Below are 24,808 nucleotides of genomic sequence, written 5' to 3' on the forward strand. Positions count from 1 at the left end.
ATAGTTACCCCCCGGCAAAGCCGGGGGTTCTTCATATGCGGGCAAAGCCCTGTTTTTCTGGCGGCGCCTCAAGGCGCTGGTACGGTCTGCCACTTGCAAGGGTTTGTTACTTGCTACCCGTAAACGGGTCGACGTACTCTTTGAGCGTCATCTGATCTTCAATCTGGTCTTCTGCCAGCTGATTTTTGATATACTCGGCAATTGCTTTGTCATTCTTTCCTGCCGTGTCTACAAAATATCCTCTGCACCAGAATGTCCGGTTCCCATACTTGTATTTTAAATTTGCATGTCTCTCAAAGATCAACAGTGTGCTCTTTCCTTTGAGAAATCCCACGAATCCTGAAACACTTATCTTCGGTGGTATCTTTACCAGCATGTGGATATGATCCAGACACACCTCTGCTTGTATAATTTCTACTCCTTTCCAATTACACAACTCCCTCAATATTTTTCCTATTTCCACTCGCATATTTCCATATGCTACTTTCCTACGGTACTTGGGTGCAAATACGATATGGTATTTGCAATTCCAGCTCGTATGGTTTAAACTATCTATGTCGTTCGTCTTCATGCGAATGTCCTCCTTTTGATATGTCTTGCTGCAGTTGGCAGACCGCAGCTTCATTATATCAAAAGGAGTTTTTTTACTATACTCACCGCTAAAGCTTTTTTGAACTCCCCGGCATAGCCGGGGGTTTTCGTATTACAATAAAAAGAATAAGAATGTGGGGCCGCCAGGATGCGGCCCCACAATCTATATACAACAGAATATATAACGTGGTACACTAAGGGTGTTCCTGATAATCGATCAGGAATCGCAGCTCAACAGACGCACAACAAGGATGTGACCCCATGAGAATCATCATTTCTCCCGCGAAAAAAATGAATATCGATACCGACAGCCTGCCTTATGAGAGCCTGCCGCAGTTTTTGGAGCAGGCCAAAACGCTTCTCGGCTGCCTGCGCACCATGGATTATGCGTCCCTTAAAGCGCTGTGGCGCTGTAACGATTCCATTGCCGATCTCAATTACAGGCGGGTACAGTCGATGGATTTGCACAATACTTTGACGCCCGCCATTTTATCCTACGAGGGGATTCAGTACCAATACATGGCTCCCGGTGTGTTTGAACGGGAGCAGCTTGCATATATCAATGAGCGCCTGCGGATTCTGTCGGGCTTTTACGGTCTGCTGCACCCCTTCGATGGAGTAACGCCCTATCGTCTGGAAATGCAGGCCCGGCTTTCAGCGGGCGGGCAGAGGGATCTGTATGCCTTTTGGGGGAACCGGCTGGCGCAGCAGCTTTGTGCCGAAAGCGGCCTGATCTTGAATTTGGCTTCCAAGGAATACAGCAAAGCTGTTTTGCCCCATCTGCCGAAGTCGGCACGTTTTCTCACCTGCACTTTTGGGGAGTGGAAGGACGGCAGGGTGATTGAAAAGGGTACCATATGCAAAATGGCCCGCGGTGAGATGGTCCGCTGGCTGGCGGAACAGAATGTGGCCGACCCCGATGACCTCCGCGGCTTTGACCGTCTGGGCTATACCTACCGCAAAGAGCTTTCTGAACGCGATCATTATGTGTTTGTCAAAGAAAGCGCTGAAAAGCAGAAGAGCCGCATTTTATTAAATGATTTTTAAAAATGGTAGTTCAAAAGCATCCATACTATTTTCCAAATACTGGTAAATATGTTATACTGTTGTATCCTTACTTTAGCAAGCTTTTGCCCGCACAAGCAGATTCGAAGTGAATGCTGCAGACCGGAGCTTGGCTGGGGATATATCAACAGTATCAGGAAGTGACGTTATGCCCAGTTCATCGAATCAAAAAAGGAAGCTGCTCTATTTGATGCGGATTCTTTTGGAACGCACGGACGCAGACCATGTCATGACGATCCAGGAGCTGATCGCCGCGCTGGCGGAGTACGGGATTCAGGCCGAACGAAAGTCGGTCTATGCCGATCTGGAACTGCTGCGTGAATTCGGCCTGGACGTGGAATCGCAGAGAAGCAGAACCATCGGCTACTACGTCGATGCGCGTGAATTTGAGCTGCCCGAGCTGAAGCTTCTGGTAGACGCCGTGCAAAGCTCGCGCTTTATCACACCGAAGAAAAGTACGGAGCTGATTCAAAAGCTGTCTTCCCTGACGAGCAATCCGCAGGCCAGCCAGCTTCGGCGGCAGGTGTATGTGGCGAACCGGCCTAAGACCATCAACGAAAGCATCTATTACAATATCGACGCCATCCATACCGCCATCAATTCGGGGCGCAAAATCAGCTTTCAATATTTTGATTACAACGCGGACAAAGAGCGCGTATACCGCAAGGATGGCGAACGCTATTGTCAGAGTCCGATGGCGCTTTGCTGGGACGACGACAAGTATTACCTGATTTGCTACAGCACCAAATACGGCGATTTTGCGCATTACCGGGTCGACCGGATGAGTCAGGTCGCGGTGTGCGACGAAGAAGCGGAGAGGCCCGATCAAAAGCAGTTTGATGTCGCCGAGCACACCAAGCAGGTGTTTGGCATGTACAGTGGCGATCTGGTCACCGCCACACTGCGGTTTGATCAAAGCCTGGTCAACGCGGTGATCGACCGCTTCGGGCCCGAGGTTCCGTTTCGCAAATGCGGCGATTCCTTTGAAATCTGCGTCGAGGTCTCAAACAGCCCGGTCTTTTTGAGCTGGATTTTCCGGTTTGGGGAAAAGGCCGAAATCGTCGCGCCGCAAAGCCTTGTGGATTCCATACGTTCGCTGCTTTCGGCACAGACAAAGAAATATCAGTAAAACCGCAAGGTACCCCTGATTGCAAAGCGTTTAGGGGTACCTTTTTTATGTATATTGCGGCTGTTGATTCACCCACCGTGAAATGGTATGATAACCTAGTACGAAATGCAAACAAAACACGGCAATTCCACTGTGGATTTGCCTGAAAAAGAGCTTGCTGACAAAATGAGAATTTCCTTGCCCGCCGAAGGTGGGGGAGGAAATCAGTGCTCTTATTTTCAAATAAAATTTATGATATTGATATCGGGATAATGGGGAACGGGAATGAAAAGACTGGCTGTTGGAATTTTGGCTCATGTAGACGCAGGGAAAACGACGCTTTCCGAAGGGCTGCTTTATACCTGCGGGCGGCTGCGGCAGTTGGGCCGGGTCGACCATAAGAATGCGTTTCTGGATACGGAGGCGCTGGAGCGGGAGCGCGGCATCACCATCTTTTCAAAGCAGGCGGTGCTGCCGTTGAATGACCTGGAAATCACCCTGCTTGATACTCCCGGCCACGTGGATTTCTCGAGCGAGATGGAGCGCACGCTGCAGGTGCTGGATTACGCCATTCTTGTCATCAGCGGATCAGACGGCGTGCAGAGCCACACCCGCACGCTCTGGCGGCTGCTCAGCCGCTACCGGATTCCCGCTTTCCTGTTCATCAATAAAATGGATTTGTCCGGTACGGACCGCGAGGCGCTTTTGCGTGAGCTGAAAGCCTCTCTTTCGGAGGGCTGCATCGATTTTGGAGCGGATCAAAGCCGCGGCGCATGGATGGAGAATGTCGCCGTGTGCGACGAGGAAGCGATGAGCCGGTATCTGGAGCAGGGAGAGCTTTCCGATACAGAGGCCGCCGCACTGGTGGCCCGCCGCAAGGTGTTCCCCTGTTATTTTGGTTCTGCGCTGCGCCTTTCCGGCGTGGATGAGCTGGTGCGGGGGCTGACGCTTTACACGCAGGTTCCCGAATACCCGCAGGAATTCGCGGCCAGAGTGTTTAAAATCACCCGGGACGCGCAGGGAAACCGCCTGACGCACCTGAAAGTGACCGGGGGAACCCTCCGGGTGAAAATGCCGCTGAAAAGCCGGGAGTGGGAAGAGAAAATCGATCAAATCCGCATCTATTCGGGCACAAAATTTCAGCCGGTGGACGAAGCACCGGCCGGAACCATCTGCGCCGTGACGGGCCTGAGCCAAACCCGCGCGGGGGAGGGCCTCGGAGCCGAGGGGGTGTCCGAAGCCCCGGCGCTCGAGCCGATGCTGACCTACCGGGTGATTTTGCCGCCGGGCTGCGACCCGCACAGCGCGATGCAGAAGCTGAGCGCTTTGGAGGAAGAGGATCCGCAGCTCCATCTGGTGTGGAACGCACAGCTGCGCGAGATTTCACTGCAGCTGATGGGCGAGGTACAGCTCGAGATTTTAAAAACCTTGATTGACGAGCGTTTCGGCCTGCAGGTGGAGTTTGGTTCCGGCAGCATCGTGTATAAAGAGACCATCGCCGCCGCGGTGGAGGGGGTGGGGCATTACGAGCCCTTGCGCCACTATGCGGAGGTACATCTTCTGCTCGAGCCGGGTGAGCGGGGGAGCGGTCTGCATTTTTCGAGTGCCTGTCCGGAGGATCAGCTCGACAGAAGCTGGCAGCGGCTGGTTCTGTCGCATCTGGAGGAGCGGGTTCACCGTGGTGTGCTGACCGGCGCGCCCATTACCGATTTGAATATTACGCTTGTGGCAGGCCGGGCCCACGTCAAGCACACCGAGGGCGGCGATTTTCGCCAGGCCACCTACCGTGCGGTGCGGCAGGGGCTGATGAGCGCCGAAAGCATTCTTTTGGAGCCGTGGTACGATGTTCGGCTGGAGGTGCCCGCCGAAAACGTGGGCCGCGCGATGACGGACATTCAGCGTATGGGCGGCAGCTGCGCTCCCCCGGAGCCGGACGGCGAGCTGACGCTCCTCACCGGCAGCGCCCCCGTTGCGGGGCTGCGCGATTATGGCCGCGAGGTGCTCTCCTATACCCGGGGCCAAGGAAAGCTTGCCTGCTTTTTTCGCGGTTACGAGCCCTGCCGCGATCAGGCGGAGGTAGTCGCCGCCATCGGCTATGACCCGGAGCGCGATCTGGAGCAGCCCGCGGATTCCATCTTCTGTTCACACGGAGCGGGTTTTTCTGTCCCCTGGAATCGGGTGCGGGATTACATGCAAGTAGAAAGCGGCATTCGCCCCCACGGGGAGAATCGGCAGGCGGAGAGCACTCCGGATTCCTCCGCACGGCCGTCTGTCTCTTATACCGGTGCTTTGGAGCAGGACAAAGAGCTGCAGGCCATTTTTGAGCGGACGTACGGCCCGGTCAAGCGGCGTGAACTGCTGCCGCAGAAGCAGTTTTTGCAGGGCACGGAACAGACTGCAAAGCGGGAAGCCATCCGTCCGATCATGACCGGGCCGGAATATCTGCTGGTAGACGGCTACAACATCATTTTCGCGTGGGACGAGCTGAAGGCGGTGGCACGGGAGAGCCTCGACACCGCGCGCAAGCTGCTGATGGATTTGCTCAGCAATTATCAGGGCTACCGTAAATGCGAGGTGATCCTGGTATTCGACGCTTACCGTGTTCCGCGCAATACCGGCGAGGTGCAGCGGTACCACAACATCAGTGTGGTGTATACCAAGCAGGCTGAAACTGCCGACGCCTATATTGAAAAAACAACCTACGAGCTGGCCAAGCAGTACCGGGTGCGCGTTGCGACTTCCGACGGTATGGAGCAGATGATCATTCTTGGGCATGGGGCGCTCCGGGTTTCGGCCCGGGTGTTCCATCAGGAGATGGAGATGATCGGCGGCCAGATCGCAGAGCTGCTGGCACAGATCAACCAGTATGAAAAGTCACATCCCGTGCAGGCAGCCTTTGAAAAAGCGAAGAAAAAAGAATGAACGGAAATCATTGCAAAGAATCCAATGAATCATTGCATTTTAGTTGACGCGGGGTTGCTTCCGATTTATAATTGATTCGAAAAAGGAAATAACTGCCTGATCTGGCAAGAGTGAAAAAACTTTCAAATAGTCCAATTTTTTCAAGAGGCGTGATGCGAATCTGTAAGGAAAAGCATTGCCTTCTCCCCGCCAAAAGTGCGGAGAAATCGTAAGTGCTTTTGATAGGATATCGGTATTACAATACAAAACAAAAGGAGCAAATCAAATGGATGCAACGTGCGCATACTGTGTAGAAGGCAAACTGCTGGACAAATTCGGAATCAAGATCTGCGAGATGGAAACCTCAAAAGTGTATTTGTTTAAAGAGCAGAGCCACGAGGGCCGGGTGGTCGTGGCCCATAAAAAGCATGTGAGCGAGATGATTGAGCTTTCAGACGAAGAGAGAAACGCCTATTTTGCCGAGGTCAACCGTGTGGCTAAGGCGCTGCATGCGGTGTTTCACCCCGAAAAGATCAATTACGGCGCATATGGGGACACCGGGCACCACCTGCATTTTCATCTGGTGCCGAAGTACCGCGACGGTGCCGAATGGGGCGGAACGTTTGCTATGAACCCCGATCAGGTTTATTTTGATGAGAAAAAGAATGCGGAGCTGATCGATCGGATTCGTCAGGCTCTGCAGGTAAAATAAGGATCGTACCGAGCGCAGGTTAAAAGGAAAGAAGCTTTTCAACATTTTGAAGAGAAATGTTGAAAAGCTTCTTTTACTCTGTTCCGCCTGCGGCAGTTCGCCGCAAGTGTATGGTGCAGCAGCGCTTACACTTTGCTCAGGCTCTGCTCAATATCTTCAATAATATCCTCAACGCTTTCCAGTCCGACGGAGAAGCGGATCATACCGGGGTTGATGCCTGCGGCATACAGCTGCTCTTCGGTCAGCTGGCGGTGGGTAGCGCTGGCGGGGTGCAGCACACAGGTGCGGATATCCGCCACATGCACTTCAATGGAAGCAAGCTTCAGGCCGTCCATAAATTTGACGGCGTTGTCCTTGCCGCCCTTGATGATGAACGAAATCACGCCGCTCGTTCCCTTCAGGTACTTCTTTGCAAGCGGGTAATATTTGTCGCTCTCCAGCCCCGGGTAGATCACCTTTTCAATCTTGTCGGAGGCCGCGAGATAGTTTGCCACCTCCAGCGCATTTTTGCAGTAGCGCTCCATACGCACGGCAAGCGTTTCGAGGCCAAGGTTCAAAAGAAACGCGGAGTTTGCCGCCGGGTAGGCGCCGTAGTCGCGCATCAGCTGCATTCTGGCTTTCGTAATGTATGCGGCCTTGCCGTAGTTCCCCACGTAAGTAATGCCGTGGTACGATTCGTCCGGCTCGGTGAATTCCGGGAATTTGCCGTTGGTCCAGTCGAAATTGCCGGAATCGACAATCACGCCGCCTACCTGCACCGCGTGGCCGTCCATGTATTTCGAGGTGGAATGCACCACGATATCGGCGCCGAACTCAAACGGCTTGCACAGAATCGGGGTGGCAAAGGTATTGTCCATGATCAGGGGGATTTTGTGGCTGTGTGCGATCCGCGCGAGCTTTTCGATGTCCAGCACGCTCAGGGCCGGGTTCGCGATCGTTTCGCCGAAAATCAGCCTGGTGTTTTCCCGTACCGCGGCGCTGATGGTTTCCTCGTCGGCGTCGGCGTCCACAAAAATGCACTCGATCCCGTAATTTTTCAGGGTGACGGCAAACAGGTTCACGGTTCCGCCGTAAATCTGAGAGGTGCTGATAAAGCTGTCGCCCACCTTGCACAGGTTTAAAATGGCGAGCAGCGTAGCGGCCTGACCGGAAGAGGTACACATCGCGCCGATGCCGCCCTCCAAATCAGCGATTTTCTGCTCGACCGCCATCACAGTGGGGTTAGCGAAGCGCGAGTAAATCAGGGCTTTGGTCGGTTCGTCGAATACGTCGCCGACCTCCTGCGTTGAATCAAACACATAAGTCGTGCTTTGAACGATCGGAACCATCTTTGGCTCTGAATTTTTCGGGGTATACCCGCAGTGGATACATTTGGTTTCGTCCCTCATGCTGTGTTTCCCTCCTGGTCATTGATTCTCTTAATCATACAGCAAGTGCGGATCGTTTTGCAATAAAATCCTACCACATTACTATGATTTCTTTTCAGCCAGACAATTTTTACAAGGGAAAAGCAACATCAACGATTAGAACGCCTGCTCTCATGTTTCGTTTTCAGGTATTGGTTGAAACCGTGTCCCATTCATCGTTATCTGAATTTTTGCCGATCAGCCAGTTTAGCCCCCAATGGCGTTCCATTACTACGCCGGAATCCAACCCTGCGGGCGCCTCCCTGCCGTGAAGACGGGCATTGACGCAGGCCCAGTCGTACCGGAAAATCAAATCGGCTTCATCCAGAATTTCGCTTATTTCCCGGGGCCGGGCACTCTCCATCAATTCCTCAAAGCTGCCGCAGGAGCTTACCGCTTCTATCGCAAAATCGCAGTCACAGATCTGATCGGGATATTCCAGGCTGTCCACCAGACCCAGCGCCCAAATCAGCGGCCAATAAGCTTCGTACTTCCAGGCCATGTTCACCGCATCCTGATTGCTGGGCTTGCCGGAGAAGAACATCTGCTCCTTGGGGGTCAGTTCGTCCGCAACCCCATAGGTCTCCAGCATCTGCTGAAAAAATTCCTGAGATTTCTTCACATCCTCGCCGCGGGACATGTCGCAGGCCACCTGTACGGTAATCAGGCAGGCAATGGCACGTCTTGCAATTTCCTGCGGGGTGCGCGGCGTAATTGCCGATTCAATGACAGGCAGGTGCTCAATATAAGGAACTCCTTTTTCTTTCAAAATGGAGATCGAGCGTGCCTTGCGCTGCTCTTGCTCCGGGGAAATCTCTTCGCTTTCATAGGGCGGGGCTGTCTGCTGCTTTTGCTGCTCCTCCTGCGCCCGCTGCATCCAGTATGCACGAATCATTTCAACCATCCGAATGGATTTTTCAAGGGCAGTTTTGGCGTCGTAGGCTTCCATTGCGCTGAACACATGCCCGCAGTGCTCTGTTTCTCCGGTCTCGTAGCCGCCGCATACCCCAAGCAGCCATTTGCCAAGAAGGTTCTTTTTATACTTGAAGATATAGTAATGGTACCCGTGCAGATCGAATTCCCCCGCGCATTCTATTTTGGCGGGCGGCCCACCAAGCTCGTGCTCGTCTGCCAACCATGCAGACATAGCCCGCAGGGCGCTTTGCATTTGATTTTCCATCGGTTTACTCCTTTTGTTTTTCCATATTATGGATATATTACCATATCTTCTCTTGTTTAGGGAAGAGATAGAACGCGTTGCGGGCACAGTGATTTCCTCTCTTTGATGCATTGACAGCGGCCAAAAGGCGTGATACAATCTATTACCACCGGTAATTACCAACGGTAATAGATTGGAGAGAATACGAGTGACTAGCCGGAAACCCATTTCCAGGGAACAGATTATCAATATGGCATTGGAGCTGCTGCGAAATCGCCGCGACGTGCAGAGCCTGAATCTGCGCGAAATCGCGCGGGCCTTAGGCTGCGCCCATACGAATCTGTACAATTATTTTTTGTCCTATCCGCAGCTTCTGTGGGAGGCGCACACCGTCTGCATACAGCGGATGTCGGCACAGATCGGCACCGTGGCGGCCGCTGCGCTTGCGCCCAAGTATAAATTGCAGGCGTTTTATTACGCCATGGTGCGCGTGTATTTAGATAACACCGGCTGGTTCCGGCTGGCGTGGCTCGAGTATTTGGGGGAGCAGCGCCCCGAAAGCAATACGCTGGCCGTGGCGGCGGCCCGGGAGCAGATGAACCGTGCGGTCGCGCAAATCTGGCGGGAACTGTCCGGTCGGCCGGCTGACGCCGGAAAGCTGGAGGAGGCCGTTCATTTTGTACACTGTTACCTCATCGGGGAAATCTCCAATTATATTTCGGGCCGCCGCGTGATTGAGGATGAGGAAGAGTTTTGTCAGTCTGTTGTTCATCAGGCGGTGCGAAGCACCGTGCTGCTGCTGAGGGAGGAATGATGCGTTTTGGGGTTTGAGCTGGGATTTTTGAATCAGGGCCTGATCCAAAAGCAGGCAATCGGGGAAATCATGAAATGCAACGATATGACCGCCCGCTTTGGCCTGGAGCTGACAGAGCGGCAGGCAGCGCAGCTTGTGGAGACCCGGGCATTCGCGCTGAAAACCGCGGGCAGAATCGAATTTGGCGGCGGAGTCATTCAGAAGTTGATTTACGCTTTCTGCGATTCGCCGTACCTGATGGGCCAAAATTATGAATCCACGCTCCACGAACTGGTGGAGCTGTTCTATTATTATAAAAACGAAACGGAGAATCGTTTCAGCGACGACGAGCTGATCGATTTTATGAAGAAGGCATACGACGGCCCCTGCGGAGGCTCTCTGGAGCTTTTGGCCGGGAGGGAGCTGTACCGCCTGGCAGAAAATCTGCGCTGGGGCCGCCCCGCGGATTTTGACAGCGAAGCGCCCGAAGAGGACGAAGAGGAGGATGAAGATGGACTCTCTTGAACGGATCAGCAGGATCGACCGCTCGCTGCTCAGCGGCGAGCACTATCTTTCTTCCCTGCTGGAGCAAGCCTACCTGACGGAGGTGCTTACCGCACCGCAGATCGAAGCGGTGCAGATGGACTGTCTTTCTGTTCTGGCGCGGCAGACACAGCTTTATAACGGGATGGAGAGCAGCTCTATCCGCGTGGAAGACGCGGAGGGAATCCTCGAATCGGTGCTGTTTACGATCGGCGTCGGTCTGAAGGAATACGGGAACGCAGAGGGCGCCGCTTTGGCGCTGATCAACGAAGGGGCCGAGGCTCTGTTTGTGCGTGGGGGCAAGAGAATAGACCGAATGCTGAAAACAACCAGACTCTTTCACGCCGGCCTTGTCCGCAGGCTGATGGAAACGCCGAACGTGTTTTACCGCTCGACCGTGGAGGACGGCATCAACGGATTTTTTCAGGTGTACCGGCCGCAGTTCGGCGCGCAGCAGATTCACATTACGGCGGATTACCCGCTGCTGCACCCCGTGACCGATCTGGCCGGGATCGAGTTTATCCGGGAATATGCGGAGCGTGTGGACTGTGAAAATCAGTTCTGCACCTGCTTTTCGCCGGTGGCGATCCATGCGCTGCTGTGCGGGCTACCGGTGGATTACCGGGAACTCCCGCTGAATCTGTGCGGGCCGGTGCTGACGGCGGCGCTTGGGTGCGTGTTGTGCGGGAAGAATTTCTATTCATTACGCCTTTCGGCGAGGGATTTGGCTGATTTAAAAGAAAAGCTGAATGGCCGGGGAAAATCAGAGCTTCTGTCGCTGCTGCAGGCGGCGTTTGAGAAGATGAGCTTCGCTCTTTCGCTGCGCCAGCGCACGGCGGAATATCTGGCCGCCGCGCTTCCCGGCATTTCGGCAGAAATAGAAAACGCGGTACGTACCGATACCCTGAGCGGGATTTTGCTGATTGCGCGGCTGCCGCAGGGCGGGTATCGTCCCATTTGACCGGAATGAGCGGCGTTGTTTTGGAGAAAATGCTTTCGGGAGCACTTTGCACACAGGCTTTACAGCGGACTTCAGCTTGCTAAAGAACACGCGGCCAACGCTGTAAGCAAATTAAACAAAGAATTTTGCGGCTGCGCGGCGTTTTGACGGCCGAAGGCTTTGATTGACAACACAGCGCAAAGGCCCTATGATAAATAAAGTTATGGTTCGAGCTGCCCGGCAGGGCGGCGGGCCAGAGATTTGGGAATGGGAAAAGGAGCAAACACGAATGAAAATAACAGTCATCGGCAGCGGACGTTGGGGCAGCTTTATCGCATGGTACCTTTCGGGGCTGGAAAAGGAAGTTACCATCTACGGCAGACCGACCAGCGAGCAGTTTTCCAAACTGCGGCAGACCCGTACCAACGGGCTTGTCACTTTTTCCGATGCCGTCCTGTTTTGTGATGATCTAAAGCAGGCGCTGGAGGGCGCAGAGATTGTGGTGATCTCGATTCCTTCCCAAAGCCTGCGCGGGCTGATGCAGCAGCTGTCGCAGCTTTCGATGGCAGGGAAAACCGTCGTGCTGTGCATGAAAGGCATTGAGGCCTCCACCGGCAAACGGCTGACAGAGGTGGCAGAGGAATTCCTCCCGCCCGAAACCGGTCTGGCGATTTGGGTGGGGCCGGGCCATGTGCAGGATTTCACCGCCGGAATCCCCAACTGCATGGTGATCGACAGCAGCGCCAAGGAAACGAAACAATTTCTGGTGGAGCAGTTTTCCGGCAGCCTGATCCGCTTTTACTATGGGGAAGACCTGCTCGGCAACGAGGTGGGGGCCGCCTCTAAAAACGTGATCGGAATTGCCGCCGGTATGCTGGACGGCCTGAATAAAACGGCGCTCAAGGGCGCGCTGATGTCGCGCGGTACCCGCGAGATTGCGCGGCTGATCAAGGCGATGGGCGGCAACGAGATTTCCGCTTACGGGCTGGCACACCTCGGCGATTATCAGGCGACGGTCTTTTCGCCGTACAGCCACAACCGCGCCTTTGGTGAGCGCTTTGTAAAAGGCGAGCATTACGGCGAGCTGGCGGAGGGCGTCGCCACCACCCGGGCAATGCTTCGCCTGGGGGAACAGTACGGCGTGGAGCTGCCGATCTGCCAGGCGGTGGAAGCGGTAATCCACGGCGGACAGGCCGCAGACAAAGTGCTTTCTGATCTATTCCTGCGCAGCCAAAAGGCTGAATTCTGAACAAATTACTGAAAAATTTTATTTCCCGCCGCTTTTCACACTGGAAAAACCTGGGCACTTCCTTGACAAAAGCAAAAAACGATTTATACTATTTCATATACTTAACTAATTTGAATCTGCAGTAAAAGGGAAAAACAGTTCTCTCCCCGCCGAAGAAGGGTAGAGAACCGGCATGATTCACTGCTTTTATGAAAATTGGTATGAAGGGTTCACAAACTGGTGGGGAGGGCTTTTATGTCTGCGAAGGATCGAACGGACGAGCTGTTCGGGGTTCTGCATTATCTGAAAAGAGCCAGGGATCTGATTCCTGAGATTCCGGGAGTGCCGCAGGGCGAATTTATGATGATGCACAAGATCCATTGCTGTCTGCAGGAAGGGGAATGCCGGGGAGAGCAGCCCGGCGTGAAGGTGTCCAAATTGAGCGCGCGGCTGGGAATGTCGATGCCGGCGGTGTCTCAGATGCTGAAATCCCTGCAGAAAAAAGGGCTTGTCACCCGCACGGCCGCCACAGACGACCGCCGCGTGGTGTATGTGGCGCTTACCCCGGCGGGGGAAAAAATCTTTTCTGATGCGATCAACCGCTTTTTGGAACGCGTGAACGCGGTGGCGGAGCTGTTTGGGGAAGAGAAAATCCAGCAGATTACCGTTTTGCTGGAGGATTTGGGCCGCGCCATGGAGCGCGTGCGCAAGGACCAGCCCGAAAAATTTTAGCGTATTTCCCGGGCAGGGTATGGACAGCTGTCACTTTTTCCGCTATACTGTTGAAAGAAAAACGGACAAACAATAGCACAGAACAGGCACACTTTGAAAGATCAGGGATTTTCAAGGTGTGCTTCTTTTGAGCGCGCGGGAAAAGAAAGGAAGACCGGAATGAAGCACCTGATAGACCCGTTGGACTTTACGGTGGAGGAAACGCTGGAGCTGCTCGAGCTGGCAGATCAAATCGCGCTGGATTCGTCGCCCTATGCAAAGGCCTGCCGCGGCAAGATTTTGGCCACGCTGTTTTACGAGCCCAGCACGCGTACGCGCCTGAGCTTTGAATCGGCGATGCTGCGTCTTGGCGGCAGCGTGTTGGGCTTCGCCTCTGCGGAGAGCAGCTCGGTGAGCAAAGGGGAAAGTGTAGCGGACACCATCCGCGCGGTTTCGTGCTATGCGGATATTTGTGCCATGCGTCACCCCAAAGAGGGCGCGCCGCTGGTGGCGTCGCATTATTCCGGCATTCCGGTGATCAACGCGGGTGACGGCGGGCACCAGCACCCCACCCAAACGCTGACGGATTTAATGACGATCCGCCGCAAAAGGGGCCGTCTCGATCAAATGACCATCGGCCTGTGCGGGGATTTGAAATTCGGGCGCACGGTGCATTCGCTCATGAAATCCCTGGTGCGCTTCGGCGACATCCGCTTTGTGCTGATTTCGCCCGAGGAGCTGCGCGTGCCGGATTACATCATGCAGGATGTTCTGCTGGCGCACAACGCACCGTACCGGGAAGTGGAAACGCTTGAGGAGGCCATGCCCGAGCTCGACATTCTGTATATGACCCGCATTCAGAAGGAGCGCTTTTTCAACGAAGAAGATTACGTCCGCCTGAAAGACAGCTGCATTTTAACCGCGGACAAACTCCGCGCGGCCAAGAGCGACCTTGCGGTGCTGCACCCGCTGCCGCGCGTCAACGAAATCACGGCGGAGGTCGACAGCGACCCCAGAGCCGCCTATTTTGAACAGGCGCAGAACGGCGTTTATGTCCGAATGGCATTGATCCTGAAGCTTTTGGAGGTGGCGGCATGCTGAACATCGACAGTCTGGAACACGGAATCGTCATCGACCACATTCACGCGGGCTCCGCAATGAAAATCTATCATCTGCTCGGGCTCGATTCCCTCGACTGCAGCGTGGCAATCATCAAAAACGCCAAAAGCAGCAAATTCGGAAAAAAAGACATTATTAAGATTGAGGGAAAAGCAGATTTGAACCTTGACATTCTGGGGGTAATAGACCATAATATTACCATCAATGTGATTGATATGGGGAAAATCGTTGAAAAAAGAAGCTTGGAGCTTCCAAAGCAGGTGACGAATGTGATCCGCTGCAAAAATCCGCGCTGCATCAGTAACGCGGAGGAGGGCGTTGATCATATTTTTCGGCTTTGCAATGAAAAATCGCAGCTTTACCGCTGCATATACTGTGAACAGGAGTTTCAAAAATGAATATTTGGCATGATATGTCTCCCAAAAGGATCAACCCGTCCGATTTTATCGCGGTGATCGAAATTTCCAAGGGCAGCAAGAAAAAGTATGAGCTTGACAAAGAAACCGGCCTGATTATTCTGGACCGCATTCTGTATACTTCGACTCACTACCCGGCCAACTATGGCTTTATTCCCAGAACTTACGGCGATGACCGTGACCCGCTGGATGTTCTGGTGCTTTGCTCCGAACCGCTGGAGCCCCACACCCTGGTGCGCTGCTTCCCCATCGGTGTCATCTCGATGCTCGACGGCGGCCGCAACGACGAAAAGATCATTGCAATCCCCTTCAATGACCCGACCTACAATCAGTATCAGGATATCAGTGAGCTGCCCACCCATATCTTTGACGAGATGTCTCATTTCTTCCGGGTTTACAAGGAACTCGAGAATAAAGAAACCGCCGTTAAAGAAGTCAGCGGCCGTGAGGAAGCTGTACGGATCATCGAGACTGCGCTGGACAGCTATGTCGAAAATTTTTGCAAATAAAAAACGAGGATGATCTTTCGGAGAAACCCGGCAGTGGATTGGATTCGGGAGGAGTTTCACAATAGATAGAAGTGTCCGGCTTTTCGGTGGAGTGTTCCGCCGCCCTGTTGTGTTTCGCCGGGATTCACGAGAGATACCAGACGTTTTTTTCGCTGATCGGCGCTGGTGTCGGCGTCCCGCTTTTGCGGGGCTTGTCGGCAGCCAGAGTGCGATCGGCGTTTTTTTATGAGCAGAAAGGTGGGAAGACAATGCCGGATTCGCCAAAAACGAACCGCAGTCATAGGGTTATCCAATATTTGCTGTGGTTTGTGCTAGGAGCCGCCTGCTTTTCCGTTTCACAGCCGCTGCTGCGTATCCCGCTGCTGGGGCTGCTGAATCACAGCATGTGGTTTACCATGTTCAGCACGCTGCACCCTGTTCTGGCTGTGGTCATCATCGGCTTTTCCGCCGGTGTGTTCGAAGAGGGCTTTCGCTTTCTGTTCAAACAATTTCTTCTTCGCCCGGCGAAATGCACCATCGCGCAGCCGTTGCTGTTCGGCCTTGGCCACGGCGGGATAGAGGCCGGGCTGATTTTGATTCCCCTGTTGATGCAGGGATACACTTTCAGCGTTTTGCACATGGCCCTGATTGAGCGTGTGCTCGCAATGCTGCTGCATCTGATCCTGACGGTGATCGTTTGGAACGGCTTTCAGACGGGACATCGGTTCCGTTATCTGGCCGCGGCGATTGTTCTGCACGGACTGGTGGATTCCGTTCTGCCGCTGCTTGCGCGTGGCGGAATGCAGGTGGTCTTTGTCGAACTGATCTTTGCCGGAATGGTTTTGTGTGCCGGGGCCTATGCCGTTTTGTCTCGGAAGCTTTATTTGCAAGGAGGAACAGAGAATGAAGAAGAAAACGCAGAAGCTTAAAAAGATGTTTGCCTTTGGAACCGTGCTCGTGCTGTGTCTGGCACTGCTCACCGCGTGCAGCGACGGGCAGAAAAAGCTCTCTGACGATTTTGACCAGGATAAGATTCAGGAGGCAACGACAAAGGTGATCGACGCGGTCAACGCAAAGGACAGCGACGCCCTGCGGGAGATCAGCGACGACACGATGAAGTCAGCCCTGACCGACGACGCGCTTGCCGCGGTATACAAGGCGATTGGTGAGGGCGGCGCGTTTCAGGAGATCAAAGAGGTCAACATTGCTGGCGCATCAGACAAAAATACCAAAGAGGATTATGCCGTGGCCGTGGCCAGAGCCCAGTACGAAAAAAAGGCCTTTATCTATACCATTTCCTTTACAAAGGACATGAAGCTGGCGGGCTTGTATTATAAATAATCGGATCTTTGATAAAAATGAGGAATCGCGGTTGCCGTCTATTCCTTACCGAAGGCGGGAGAAAAGATAGCTGAGTTTCCCTTTTGAGCCGAAGCCTGAATTCAAAGACAATATCGCGATCAAAAGCGCGTGCCGGTTCAGCGGCCCGCGCTTTTCTGCATGTTAAAGCAAAACAGAACCGGCGTTCCCCAATGGCAGGGAACGCCGGCTCTGACTATTTTACAAAATTGGAGGAATATAGAAAAAGCGTCCGGAAAAAGCTGGTTCAAAAAGAAACGGTAGGAAAAATCAGATCGTATCGAATGCCTGCTGCAAATCGTAAATGATATCGTCAATGTGCTCGGTGCCGATGGAAAGACGGATCGTGTTGGGCTTGATTCCCTGATCCAGCAGTTCTTCCGCATTCAGCTGCGAGTGTGTGGTGGAGGCGGGATGAATGACCAGCGATTTTACGTCTGCTACGTTCGCCAGCAGGGAGAACAGCTGCAGATTATCGATGAATTTTGTGGCTTCTTCCGCGCCGCCCTTCACCTCGAAGGTGAAGATGGAACCGGCGCCGTTCGGGAAGTAGCTCTCATACAGCGCATGATAAGGGCTGTCGGGCAGAGCGGGATGATTGATATGCTCCACCTTGGGATGGTTTTTCAGAAAATCGAGCACCTTCAGCGAGTTTTCTACATGGCGTTCCACGCGCAGGGAGAGGGTCTCCAGCCCCTGCAGCAGCAGGAAAGCGTTGAACGGGGAAATCGCGCTGCCGGTATCGCGCAGCAGAATCGCGCGGATTCTGGTGACAAATGCTGCCGCACCCACATCGCGGGCAAAGCTCAGGCCGTGGTAGCTCGGGGTGGGCTCGGTCAGGCCAGGGAATTTGCCGGAAGCGGCCCAGTCGAATTTGCCGGAATCAACGATCACGCCGCCGAGCGTCGTGCCGTGTCCGCCGATGAACTTGGTGGCGGAGTGGATCACAATGTCCGCACCGTATTCAATGGGGCGGAACAGGCTGGGCGGGGTAAAGGTGCTGTCGATCAGCAGCGGGATACCGTGCTTATGGGCGATCCCGGCCACAAGCTCCACATCGATAATGTTCGAGTTGGGGTTGCCGAGGCTCTCGATAAAGATCGCCTTGGTGTTCTCCTGAATGGCGGCTTCAAAGGCGCCCTCTTCGTCCGGGTCCACAAAGGTGGTGGTAATGCCGTACTGCGGCAGAGTATGTGCAAACAGGTTATAAGTACCGCCGTAAATCGTTTTGGCAGAAACAATATGGTCGCCGGACTGCGCCAGGTTCAGGATGGAGTACGTGACGGCCGCTGCGCCGGACGCAACCGCCAAAGCGGCGATACCGCCTTCCAGAGCGGCAATTCTCTTTTCAAATACATCCTGGGTGCTGTTTGTCAGCCGGCCGTAAATGTTTCCGGCGTCCGCCAGCCCAAACCGATCCGCCGCGTGCTTGCTGTTTCTGAATACGTAAGAGGTAGTCTGATAAATCGGTACGGCTCTCGCGTCAGAAGCGGGGTCGGGCTGCTCCTGGCCGACGTGCAGTTGAAGTGTTTCAAATTTCCATTGATGCTTTGTCTGATTGCTCATTCAAATTCTCCTCTTCTATTATTATGATTTATCGTTGTCAATATGGGAACAGCCGCACATTCGACAACGAACCAATTGGTAGAAATCAGAGGAATATAGTTTCATAGCGGACAGCTCCCTTCAGCTAATAAATTAAACATATATACTTAATATGTTATTGTGCTTTTAGTATACTGTCTGATGGAAGGAATGTCAATCCTTTTTTGAAAAAATTTGTATTTATTCTTTTTTGTCTCCGGATTCGCTCTCGGATTCGCTGCCGGAGCCGCGCACCCGCTTGCGGGCAGCAGCGGCGGCCTGGCGAAAGCGCTGGAAAGATTCCGGGCTTTGAATCGAACGCATGTGGGGGAATGCCTCCATAATTCTGCGATGCATGGGGTGTGTCTGCGATTCCAGGTATTCCTGCTTGTCCTGCAGCATGCGCAGGCGGATCCGGTTTTCATCGTTGACAAAATCCAGAATCGAATTGCGCAGGCGCTCAATGCTTTCTGTTTTGACGTCGTCCGTTTTCAGGCGCAGTTCTTCCAATGCCTGCCGCAGGCTGAGCAGTGTTTCTGATTTAAGCTCATCCGCTTTGTCGCGCAGCTCGTCCAAGGAATGCTCCAGCCCAGCCAGGTTGGTTTCTGCCACGGCGGCGGTGCGTTCGCGGATTTCATCCAGTATCGTCTGCAACTGCGCCAGCTTGCCGTTCATGCGCAGGATACCGATGGTGGTAACAGTGCCGTCCAGAATAAAGTAGACGAACAGCCCACCCGCCAGCGGGAAGGATACGATACGCGGAATGGCAATCAGCAGCGAGCTGATCAGCGGGTGCAGCACCTCCAGCACCAAGGTGGACATCACCCCGAACAGCAGCGAGTTCATCAGGCAGACGCGCCCGTGAATCTGGTATTTATGATTCGAATAATCCCACCACGAGGTGTGGAACAGCTTCTCTAACAGGACACTGGTCACATACTCCAAAACGGAGGTCAGTAGTGTTGCGGTGAAAAACAGCACAATCAGCTCCAATGGGAACTCGAAAACTCCCAGCAGCGGAGAAAGCACCGCCAGAATCAACAGCGCGCCAAAACCGTATACGGGACAAAACGGGCCGTTTAAAAAGCCGCGGTTGATCCAGCGCTTTTGGGGAATGGAACAATAAATACTCTCGCACAGCCAGCCGATCATGCTGTATACGGAGAAAAATAATGTCAGTTTGACAAAGGTCTGCATAGAAAATCCTCTTTCTGCTGAAATGAAAAAATGAAGTTTCTTAGACCGTCATAGCGCCGCACAGCCGCAAAACCGCTGATATTCCCTGCTGTGCTTCTGTGTGCCCGCAGGGCAGCCGCGCCGCAAATTGGGGTCACATCCCAAAGAATGCTTCCCCTTTTGCAGCGCTTGCCGCTTTGTCCTGCGCGGGCTTTGATGATCTGCATGTTCTTCAACATGCGCAGAAACAAAATTTCTATCTTTCAGTTTAGGGAGTTGCGCAGAATTTGTCAATCTGCATTTGCTCTTGCCGGGGCCGCTGTCGGGCGGTGGCCGGTTAAGGAGTGAATCCAGCGGATGTCCTCGCGGCCGAGGCTGCCGCACAAAAACAGAAAACCGGCGTAGAGCGGCGGAGTCACGCATACCTGCAGAATCACGCACTGGTATGGCAGAAAGAAAGAAAAAGGAGAAAATCGCAGCAAAAGGGTAACGAGCGAAACAGAAAGCGCCATGCACAAAAGGGGCTTTACCACCCAGTCGACCATCTGAATCGGCACCCGCGCCACCTTGATCAGGCGGTGGATGCTCAGGCTGGCGTTGAAAATCGTGCTGAAAAACACGACTACGATATAACCCTTCAGGCCCCAAACGGGAATCAGCGAATAGATCAGCACCACGCGCAGTGCGGAATCGGAGAGATTGTATTTGAGCGAGCTCATCTGCTGGTCGAGCCCCTTGAGGATGCTGTCTACAATGCCGTCCAGGTACATCAGGGGAACCAGCGGCGCAAGAATGCGCAGCAGAATGCCCGTCTGCTCATTTTTGTAAAAAGTCAGACCAATGTCCCGGGAAAAACCGAGAAAAATCCCCATGATCAAAAAGGAAAACAGCAGGGTCATCTGCATCGCGCGCCCCGTGGCACGGGCGATGGCGCGGCTTTTCCCCGCGGCGTTTGCCTCCGCCATTTCGGGTACCAAAAGCGCCGCCAGTGCAGAGAGCAGCGCCGCCGGAAAATACAGCACCGGCATTACCATTCCCTGAATCACGCCGTACTGCGCCATGGCGCTGACCGCGTTTGAGCCGTTCTTGCGCAGGCCTGTGGGGATCAGCAGATTTTCCACAGCGCTTAAAATATTGCGGGCGGTGTAGCCGGTCATCGAGGGCAGGGCAATGCGCAGAATGCCCCACAGCGCCCCTTTCCCGCGCGCACGGTGGCCGTGCAGGCGGCGCACATCCCACAGGTACAGAATCCCGTTATAAAGGCAGGATACCATTTCTCCGGCGGTGGAACCAAGCATCAGAACCAGGCACGCACCCTCCAGCGTCTGCGGGGCCAGCAGGGCAAACAGCCCTACTGCGATGCCGATGGTTGCGAGCTGCTCCAGTATTTCTGCCGTGGCAGGACGCAGGGCCTTGCGCATCGCGATAAAATAGCCGCGCAGGCTGGCCGAAATCGCCATAAAGGGGAGCCCCGGCGCGAGCATTTGCAGCGGTCGGGCAGCGGAGGGCTCATTCAGCAGCACATCTGCGATCGGCTGGGCGAGAAGGTACAGCACCGTCATGGCGATGAGGCTCAGGGTGAGTGAACAGGCGATTCCCTTTCGTACCGCGCCCTTGGCGTAGCCCGGGTCGTCCTTGGCCATGGCTTCTGCCACCAGCCGGGTAACGGCCAGACTGATTCCCGAGGTGGAGATGGTGATCGCCAGGATGAAGACGGAGAAAATCAGCTGGTAAAGGCCCAGCCCGGCCGCGCCGATGTGATCCGAGATAAATACGCGGTAGCCGATGTTCAGCATCCGCATAAAAAGCGATCCGGCGGTCAGAATCAATGTATTGATGAGAAAAATGCGTTTATTCATAAGGCAAAGCACCATTCCTGTTCCAAATCATTCCTTGGGCGTATGGTCAAATGTATTCGTCCGCCAGGGAAAAATATGTATAGGCAGTTTACTTTCGGGATGACTGCGATACAAATACAAACAGCAGGTTCTTCCCTTGCCGAACGCAGGGGAAGAACCGAATCGCTTTTTTCAAGTGGTGTCACTATACAATTTCTGCGCAATCGTGTACAATAAGGAGCAGAACAGAAAGGGGAGCCAAAAGAAGATGGAATGGACAGAAGTGACAATCACCGTGCCGGCCGAATCGGTGGATTTGGCCGGGGACATTGCCCAGATGGTGGTGCCCTACGGTATTTATATTGAGGATTACTCGAATCTGGAGCAGGAGGCCTGGGAGATCGCCCACATCGATTTGATCGATGAAGACCTGCTGAAAAAAGACCGCACCAAGGCGCTGGTGCACGTGTATATCGACCCGAAGGAAAATCCGTCGGAGGCGGTCGCGTTTTTGAGCGAGCGCTACCGCGCGGAAGGGATTCCCTTTACCATTGATACCAGTGCCTGCCTGGAGGAGGACTGGATCAACAATTGGAAAAAATATTTTAAGCCGATGCCGGTGGGCAATCGCCTGTTGATCCGCCCCACGTGGGAGGAGGAATACGATGCGGGCGACCGCGCCGTGCTGCATCTGGAGCCGGGTGTGGCGTTCGGAACCGGTACGCACGAAACGACCCGCCTGTGCATGGAGCTGCTGGAGGACTATGTAACGCCGGGCTGCGAGATGCTCGACGTCGGCTGCGGAAGCGGGATTCTGTCCATCGCTGCGCTGCTGCTCGGCGCACAGCGCGCAGTCGGTGTGGATATTGACGAGGCGGGCGTTCGCACTGCGGTGGAAAACGCGCGCATCAATGGTTTGTCTGACCGCTTTACCGGGATTCACGGCAACCTGACGGATAAGGTGCATGGCACGTTCGATGTGGTCGCCGCGAACATTGTGGCGGATGTGATCATCCTGCTGACCAGCGACATCCGGCAGTTCTTAAAGCCCGGCGCAGTGTATCTCGTCAGCGGGATCATCGATACGCGCGAGCAGGACGTGCTTTCAGCCGTGGAGAAGGAGTTCGAGATTCTTCAGCGCCGCGAGGAAAAAGGCTGGGTGGCGATGGCGCTGCGGAGCAAAGAATAACAAATCATCATTACGCATCGTAAAAACAGGCGCGTTTTCCTTTTGGAAAACGCGCCTGTTTTATTACTGAATGTATAATTACGCTGATATAGACAGATGGGAAAAAATCGGCGTCAGCTTTGGGAGGCCAAAAGCCCCGTTACTTTTGCTCTCAGCTCTGCCGCCGCCCGGCAGGGGTCGGCGGCTTTCATCACAGCGGAAACGACGGAGATGCCCGCGATCGGAACGCCCCGCAGAATATCGCAGTTCCCTTCATTCAGGCCGCCGATCGCCGCCACGGGAATGGAAACGCTGCGGCAAATCTCGCCTAAGGTGGAAACCGAGGTCAAAACCGTTTTTACCTTTGTGGTGGTCGGGTAAATCGCGCCGACGCCAAGGTAATCCGCACCCTCCCGGGCGGCCTTTTGCGCCTGCTCCACCGTTTTGGCGGTGGCTCCTACAATTTTATCCGGGCCAAGCAAAGCGCGGGCTGCAAAAACGGGTAGGTCGCTTTGCCCCACGTGTACTCCTGCTGCGTCTACCGCGGCGGCAACATCCGCCCGGTCGTCGATGATCAGGGGAATATGGTACCGGTCACTGATGCTTTTGACCTTTCGCGCCAGCTCGAAATACTCACGCCCGGATTTCTCTTTCTCCCGAAGCTGCAACAGGGTAATCCCGCCCCGGCAGGCCTGCTCTATCTTCTCGAGGAATATCGGTTCTTCCAGACCGGTGCTGTCGGTTACCAAATAAAGTGTCAGGTCAAGCATGTTCCATCCTCCCGTTGTAAACAGTGCAGTTCACGGTTTCTTCGAGCTGCCGGTCGGTGACCACATGCAGCAGATCCATCAGGCGCAGAAAAAAGCTCGACGGGCCTTGATACTCCTTTTGTGCCAGCCCGCCGCACACTCCAAAATAAGAGACTGCCAGCAGCGCGGCATTCAGCGGTTCTCCGCCGGCCAAAAAGCCGGCAGTGAGAGCGCCAAGCATGCAGCCGGTGCCGGTGAGCAGCGACATCGTTTCGCAGCCGTTTCTAAGTATATAAGCCCTGCGGCCATCGGTCACCAGGTCGATCGCGCCGGTGCAGGCGATCACCGCGCCGGTATCAAGGGCAAGCTGCGCCAGCATGGCGATGTGTTCGTCCAATGAGTCTTCGGTCACGCGGTCCTGTTCCCCCGCATCGACGCCCTGGGCGTGGCTGGGTAGACCCGCCAGCGCCCGCAGCTCCGAGTTGTTGCCTTTGATCACGCAGGGGCGGCACTCCCGGATGAAATCGCGGGCAAAGGATAGCCGGGGGCTGCTGCAGGCGACACCCACCGCGTCGATGACGCAGGGGATGTTTTTTTCCAGAGCCGTTCTGCCCGAAATCATCATGGCCTCCATGCGCGAAGCACTGATATTCCCCAAATTGACGGCGAGCGCCCGCGCCTGTGCGGTGATCTGCGCGGCCTCCGGCGGGTATTCCGCCATGATCGGCCGGGCCGAAACCGCCAGCAGGGTGTTGGCACAGTCTCTCATCGAGATCGGGTTCGTGATGCAGTGGATCAGCGGCTTCTCACGCTGCACACGGTGCCGAATCTGCAGCAGCTCAGACATTGTGGATGTTGCTTTTATGGGATTTGTCATACACCTTCGCCCCCAATTGCTTTTGAATGGAAGTGAGCATTCCCGTCTTGGCCAGCGCGCTCAAAAAGACGAATGCAATACTGCCTCCGATCAGCGTTCCCCCCAGGAACAACGGGATGTAAAATGCCCAGCCGATGCCCTGCTTGCCGACCAACAGCGTCATCACCGGGTAAGAAACCAGCGCGCCGATGATGCCGGTGCCGATGATTTCACCGATCACGGCAAAAATCAGCTTGCCGCCCGAAAGGCGATACAAAATCCCCGAAAGAGCGGCCCCGAAAATAGCGCCGGTGAGTGCCAGCGGGGGAATGCCCATGAGTGTCATGCGCAGAATCCCGATGGTAAAGGCGCACGCAAAAGCGTAACCCGGCCCCAGAAAAACAGCGCACACAATGTTGATCAGGTGCGCCATGGGGCACATCCCCTCAATGCGCAGAATGGGGGAGATCACCACCCCGATCGCTACCATCATTGCAAGCATGACAAGCTTTAAAAAACGCGGACTTTCTTTCATAACATCATTCTCCTCAACAAATAGAGTTGTGCCACTTGAAAAAGCTGAGGATTTCTTCCCCGCCGCAGGCAGGGGAAGAAATCATTGTACTTATATCAGGCCATTTCAAAGTGGATTGGATGAAACCATATTGTTGATCGGAGCGGTAAGCCGGCCCGTCAGGGCGCAAAAAAAGACAAAGAAACAGCAAGCCGGTACGGCGCCAACCCAATATTGGCGGTCGAAGCTCAAAAGCTTCCTCTCAACCCGAAACACGGGCTCCCTCGCTATTTCATTGTCTTGTGTTACCGGTACAGGGCGCTCCCCCTCTGCCGGGGCGCCTGCTTTGGATGGGATCGTCCGGTTCGCGGCGAATCAAAACGG

24 protein-coding genes are annotated in these 24,808 nt (G+C 54.4%); 15 read left to right on the forward strand and 9 right to left on the reverse strand.

The window, feature by feature from the left end; translation table 11 throughout:
- Window positions 1-106: 106 nt before the first annotated feature.
- Window positions 107-571, reverse strand: a complete 465-nt coding sequence (tnpA, locus tag HMPREF1141_RS11235) for an IS200/IS605 family transposase (RefSeq protein WP_035316352.1) — start codon at window positions 569-571, stop codon at window positions 107-109.
- A gap of 281 nt (window positions 572-852) precedes the next feature.
- On the opposite strand from tnpA, the gene yaaA reads away from it, so the two are divergent.
- The 4 genes from yaaA to HMPREF1141_RS11255 all read left to right on the forward strand — a co-directional run bounded on the left by yaaA (window position 853) and on the right by HMPREF1141_RS11255 (window position 6,377).
- Window positions 853-1,638 (forward strand): peroxide stress protein YaaA, encoded by a 786-nt coding sequence (yaaA, locus tag HMPREF1141_RS11240; protein WP_009064424.1) that lies wholly within the window; start codon window positions 853-855, stop codon window positions 1,636-1,638.
- 166 nt (window positions 1,639-1,804) lie between these two features.
- Complete coding sequence (locus HMPREF1141_RS11245; RefSeq protein WP_009064429.1) at window positions 1,805-2,785, forward strand: WYL domain-containing protein; 981 nt, start codon at window positions 1,805-1,807, stop codon at window positions 2,783-2,785.
- A gap of 264 nt (window positions 2,786-3,049) precedes the next feature.
- Window positions 3,050-5,686: a TetM/TetW/TetO/TetS family tetracycline resistance ribosomal protection protein gene (locus HMPREF1141_RS11250; RefSeq protein WP_009064414.1), complete on the forward strand. Its 2,637-nt coding sequence runs from the start codon at window positions 3,050-3,052 to the stop codon at window positions 5,684-5,686.
- A gap of 265 nt (window positions 5,687-5,951) precedes the next feature.
- Window positions 5,952-6,377: an HIT family protein gene (locus HMPREF1141_RS11255; protein WP_009064435.1), complete on the forward strand. Its 426-nt coding sequence runs from the start codon at window positions 5,952-5,954 to the stop codon at window positions 6,375-6,377.
- A 125-nt stretch (window positions 6,378-6,502) separates the two neighbouring features.
- Here the strand turns inward: HMPREF1141_RS11255 and HMPREF1141_RS11260 are convergent, their stop codons facing one another.
- A complete protein-coding gene (locus HMPREF1141_RS11260) occupies window positions 6,503-7,765 on the reverse strand; it encodes an O-acetylhomoserine aminocarboxypropyltransferase/cysteine synthase family protein (protein ID WP_009064431.1) in 1,263 nt (420 codons plus the stop codon).
- A gap of 163 nt (window positions 7,766-7,928) precedes the next feature.
- Window positions 7,929-8,963 (reverse strand): DUF4272 domain-containing protein, encoded by a 1,035-nt coding sequence (locus HMPREF1141_RS11265; RefSeq protein WP_009064407.1) that lies wholly within the window; start codon window positions 8,961-8,963, stop codon window positions 7,929-7,931.
- A 187-nt stretch (window positions 8,964-9,150) separates the two neighbouring features.
- Here HMPREF1141_RS11265 and HMPREF1141_RS11270 point away from each other — a divergent pair, with 187 nt between their 5' ends.
- The 10 genes from HMPREF1141_RS11270 to HMPREF1141_RS11315 all read left to right on the forward strand — a co-directional run bounded on the left by HMPREF1141_RS11270 (window position 9,151) and on the right by HMPREF1141_RS11315 (window position 16,521).
- A complete protein-coding gene (locus HMPREF1141_RS11270; RefSeq protein WP_035316996.1) occupies window positions 9,151-9,756 on the forward strand; it encodes a TetR/AcrR family transcriptional regulator in 606 nt (201 codons plus the stop codon).
- A gap of 6 nt (window positions 9,757-9,762) precedes the next feature.
- Window positions 9,763-10,260, forward strand: coding sequence for a DUF6323 family protein (locus HMPREF1141_RS11275; RefSeq protein ID WP_009064393.1), 498 nt, complete (start codon window positions 9,763-9,765; stop codon window positions 10,258-10,260).
- Window positions 10,247-11,239 carry a DUF6179 domain-containing protein gene (locus tag HMPREF1141_RS11280; protein WP_009064410.1) on the forward strand — a complete coding sequence of 331 codons (993 nt, stop codon included), beginning with the start codon at window positions 10,247-10,249 and terminating at the stop codon, window positions 11,237-11,239. Before HMPREF1141_RS11275 ends, HMPREF1141_RS11280 begins: the two co-directional genes overlap by 14 nt.
- A 268-nt stretch (window positions 11,240-11,507) precedes the next feature.
- Window positions 11,508-12,467 (forward strand): NAD(P)H-dependent glycerol-3-phosphate dehydrogenase, encoded by a 960-nt coding sequence (locus HMPREF1141_RS11285; protein ID WP_035316998.1) that lies wholly within the window; start codon window positions 11,508-11,510, stop codon window positions 12,465-12,467.
- A 234-nt stretch (window positions 12,468-12,701) separates the two neighbouring features.
- Window positions 12,702-13,178, forward strand: coding sequence for a MarR family transcriptional regulator (locus tag HMPREF1141_RS11290; protein WP_009064433.1), 477 nt, complete (start codon window positions 12,702-12,704; stop codon window positions 13,176-13,178).
- Window positions 13,179-13,337: 159 nt separating this feature from the next.
- Window positions 13,338-14,258, forward strand: coding sequence for an aspartate carbamoyltransferase (gene pyrB, locus HMPREF1141_RS11295; RefSeq protein ID WP_035317001.1), 921 nt, complete (start codon window positions 13,338-13,340; stop codon window positions 14,256-14,258).
- Window positions 14,252-14,674: an aspartate carbamoyltransferase regulatory subunit gene (locus HMPREF1141_RS11300; protein WP_009064418.1), complete on the forward strand. Its 423-nt coding sequence runs from the start codon at window positions 14,252-14,254 to the stop codon at window positions 14,672-14,674. The genes pyrB and HMPREF1141_RS11300 overlap by 7 nt, the downstream gene beginning before the upstream one ends.
- Window positions 14,671-15,201, forward strand: coding sequence for an inorganic diphosphatase (locus HMPREF1141_RS11305; protein WP_009064398.1), 531 nt, complete (start codon window positions 14,671-14,673; stop codon window positions 15,199-15,201). The genes HMPREF1141_RS11300 and HMPREF1141_RS11305 overlap by 4 nt, the downstream gene beginning before the upstream one ends.
- A 248-nt stretch (window positions 15,202-15,449) precedes the next feature.
- Window positions 15,450-16,109 carry a YhfC family glutamic-type intramembrane protease gene (locus HMPREF1141_RS11310; RefSeq protein WP_155863603.1) on the forward strand — a complete coding sequence of 220 codons (660 nt, stop codon included), beginning with the start codon at window positions 15,450-15,452 and terminating at the stop codon, window positions 16,107-16,109.
- Entirely contained in the window at window positions 16,084-16,521 is a 438-nt protein-coding gene (locus HMPREF1141_RS11315) for a DUF3887 domain-containing protein (protein WP_009064422.1), read from the forward strand. The genes HMPREF1141_RS11310 and HMPREF1141_RS11315 overlap by 26 nt, the downstream gene beginning before the upstream one ends.
- Before the next feature lie 288 nt (window positions 16,522-16,809).
- Here the strand turns inward: HMPREF1141_RS11315 and HMPREF1141_RS11320 are convergent, their stop codons facing one another.
- The 3 genes from HMPREF1141_RS11320 to HMPREF1141_RS11335 all read right to left on the reverse strand — a co-directional run bounded on the left by HMPREF1141_RS11320 (window position 16,810) and on the right by HMPREF1141_RS11335 (window position 21,158).
- Entirely contained in the window at window positions 16,810-18,105 is a 1,296-nt protein-coding gene (locus HMPREF1141_RS11320) for an O-acetylhomoserine aminocarboxypropyltransferase/cysteine synthase family protein (RefSeq protein WP_009064386.1), read from the reverse strand.
- Between the two features lie 219 nt (window positions 18,106-18,324).
- The gene (locus HMPREF1141_RS11325; protein ID WP_009064395.1) at window positions 18,325-19,320 is read right to left on the reverse strand and encodes a putative ABC transporter permease; all 996 of its coding nucleotides are present in this window, start codon (window positions 19,318-19,320) and stop codon (window positions 18,325-18,327) included.
- A 269-nt stretch (window positions 19,321-19,589) separates the two neighbouring features.
- Window positions 19,590-21,158 (reverse strand): oligosaccharide flippase family protein, encoded by a 1,569-nt coding sequence (locus tag HMPREF1141_RS11335; protein WP_155863605.1) that lies wholly within the window; start codon window positions 21,156-21,158, stop codon window positions 19,590-19,592.
- A 247-nt stretch (window positions 21,159-21,405) separates the two neighbouring features.
- Between HMPREF1141_RS11335 and prmA the strand changes: the two genes are divergently transcribed.
- Complete coding sequence (gene prmA / locus HMPREF1141_RS11340; protein ID WP_035317004.1) at window positions 21,406-22,326, forward strand: 50S ribosomal protein L11 methyltransferase; 921 nt, start codon at window positions 21,406-21,408, stop codon at window positions 22,324-22,326.
- A 113-nt stretch (window positions 22,327-22,439) separates the two neighbouring features.
- Here prmA and thiE read toward each other — a convergent pair whose 3' ends face one another.
- Genes thiE through thiW form a run of 3 tightly spaced genes read right to left on the reverse strand, consistent with a single transcriptional unit; the run spans window position 22,440 to window position 24,445 of the window.
- Complete coding sequence (gene thiE / locus HMPREF1141_RS11345) at window positions 22,440-23,075, reverse strand: thiamine phosphate synthase (RefSeq protein WP_009064388.1); 636 nt, start codon at window positions 23,073-23,075, stop codon at window positions 22,440-22,442.
- Window positions 23,068-23,931, reverse strand: a complete 864-nt coding sequence (thiM, locus tag HMPREF1141_RS11350) for a hydroxyethylthiazole kinase (protein ID WP_242824598.1) — start codon at window positions 23,929-23,931, stop codon at window positions 23,068-23,070. The genes thiE and thiM overlap by 8 nt, the downstream gene beginning before the upstream one ends.
- A complete protein-coding gene (thiW, locus tag HMPREF1141_RS11355) occupies window positions 23,894-24,445 on the reverse strand; it encodes an energy coupling factor transporter S component ThiW (RefSeq protein WP_009064427.1) in 552 nt (183 codons plus the stop codon). Before thiW ends, thiM begins: the two co-directional genes overlap by 38 nt.
- Between the last annotated feature and the right edge of the window lie 363 nt (window positions 24,446-24,808).

It is taken from the genome of Clostridium sp. MSTE9 (assembly GCF_000277625.1).
GTDB classification, from domain to species: Bacteria; Bacillota; Clostridia; order Oscillospirales; family Acutalibacteraceae; genus Faecalispora; species Faecalispora jeddahensis.

Bases quoted from the DNA above. Each gene is read 5' to 3' on its own strand.
- tnpA (WP_035316352.1), bottom strand. From the start codon at position 571: ATGAAGACGAACGACATAGATAGTTTAAACCATACGAGCTGGAATTGC.
- yaaA (WP_009064424.1), top strand. From the start codon at position 853: ATGAGAATCATCATTTCTCCCGCGAAAAAAATGAATATCGATACCGAC.
- HMPREF1141_RS11245 (WP_009064429.1), top strand. From the start codon at position 1,805: ATGCCCAGTTCATCGAATCAAAAAAGGAAGCTGCTCTATTTGATGCGG.
- HMPREF1141_RS11250 (WP_009064414.1), top strand. From the start codon at position 3,050: ATGAAAAGACTGGCTGTTGGAATTTTGGCTCATGTAGACGCAGGGAAA.
- HMPREF1141_RS11255 (WP_009064435.1), top strand. From the start codon at position 5,952: ATGGATGCAACGTGCGCATACTGTGTAGAAGGCAAACTGCTGGACAAA.
- HMPREF1141_RS11260 (WP_009064431.1), bottom strand. From the start codon at position 7,765: ATGAGGGACGAAACCAAATGTATCCACTGCGGGTATACCCCGAAAAAT.
- HMPREF1141_RS11265 (WP_009064407.1), bottom strand. From the start codon at position 8,963: ATGGAAAATCAAATGCAAAGCGCCCTGCGGGCTATGTCTGCATGGTTG.
- HMPREF1141_RS11280 (WP_009064410.1), top strand. From the start codon at position 10,247: ATGGACTCTCTTGAACGGATCAGCAGGATCGACCGCTCGCTGCTCAGC.
- HMPREF1141_RS11285 (WP_035316998.1), top strand. From the start codon at position 11,508: ATGAAAATAACAGTCATCGGCAGCGGACGTTGGGGCAGCTTTATCGCA.
- HMPREF1141_RS11290 (WP_009064433.1), top strand. From the start codon at position 12,702: ATGTCTGCGAAGGATCGAACGGACGAGCTGTTCGGGGTTCTGCATTAT.
- pyrB (WP_035317001.1), top strand. From the start codon at position 13,338: ATGAAGCACCTGATAGACCCGTTGGACTTTACGGTGGAGGAAACGCTG.
- HMPREF1141_RS11300 (WP_009064418.1), top strand. From the start codon at position 14,252: ATGCTGAACATCGACAGTCTGGAACACGGAATCGTCATCGACCACATT.
- HMPREF1141_RS11305 (WP_009064398.1), top strand. From the start codon at position 14,671: ATGAATATTTGGCATGATATGTCTCCCAAAAGGATCAACCCGTCCGAT.
- HMPREF1141_RS11310 (WP_155863603.1), top strand. From the start codon at position 15,450: ATGCCGGATTCGCCAAAAACGAACCGCAGTCATAGGGTTATCCAATAT.
- HMPREF1141_RS11315 (WP_009064422.1), top strand. From the start codon at position 16,084: ATGAAGAAGAAAACGCAGAAGCTTAAAAAGATGTTTGCCTTTGGAACC.
- HMPREF1141_RS11320 (WP_009064386.1), bottom strand. From the start codon at position 18,105: ATGAGCAATCAGACAAAGCATCAATGGAAATTTGAAACACTTCAACTG.
- HMPREF1141_RS11325 (WP_009064395.1), bottom strand. From the start codon at position 19,320: ATGCAGACCTTTGTCAAACTGACATTATTTTTCTCCGTATACAGCATG.
- HMPREF1141_RS11335 (WP_155863605.1), bottom strand. From the start codon at position 21,158: ATGAATAAACGCATTTTTCTCATCAATACATTGATTCTGACCGCCGGA.
- prmA (WP_035317004.1), top strand. From the start codon at position 21,406: ATGGAATGGACAGAAGTGACAATCACCGTGCCGGCCGAATCGGTGGAT.
- thiE (WP_009064388.1), bottom strand. From the start codon at position 23,075: ATGCTTGACCTGACACTTTATTTGGTAACCGACAGCACCGGTCTGGAA.
- thiM (WP_242824598.1), bottom strand. From the start codon at position 23,931: ATGACAAATCCCATAAAAGCAACATCCACAATGTCTGAGCTGCTGCAG.
- thiW (WP_009064427.1), bottom strand. From the start codon at position 24,445: ATGAAAGAAAGTCCGCGTTTTTTAAAGCTTGTCATGCTTGCAATGATG.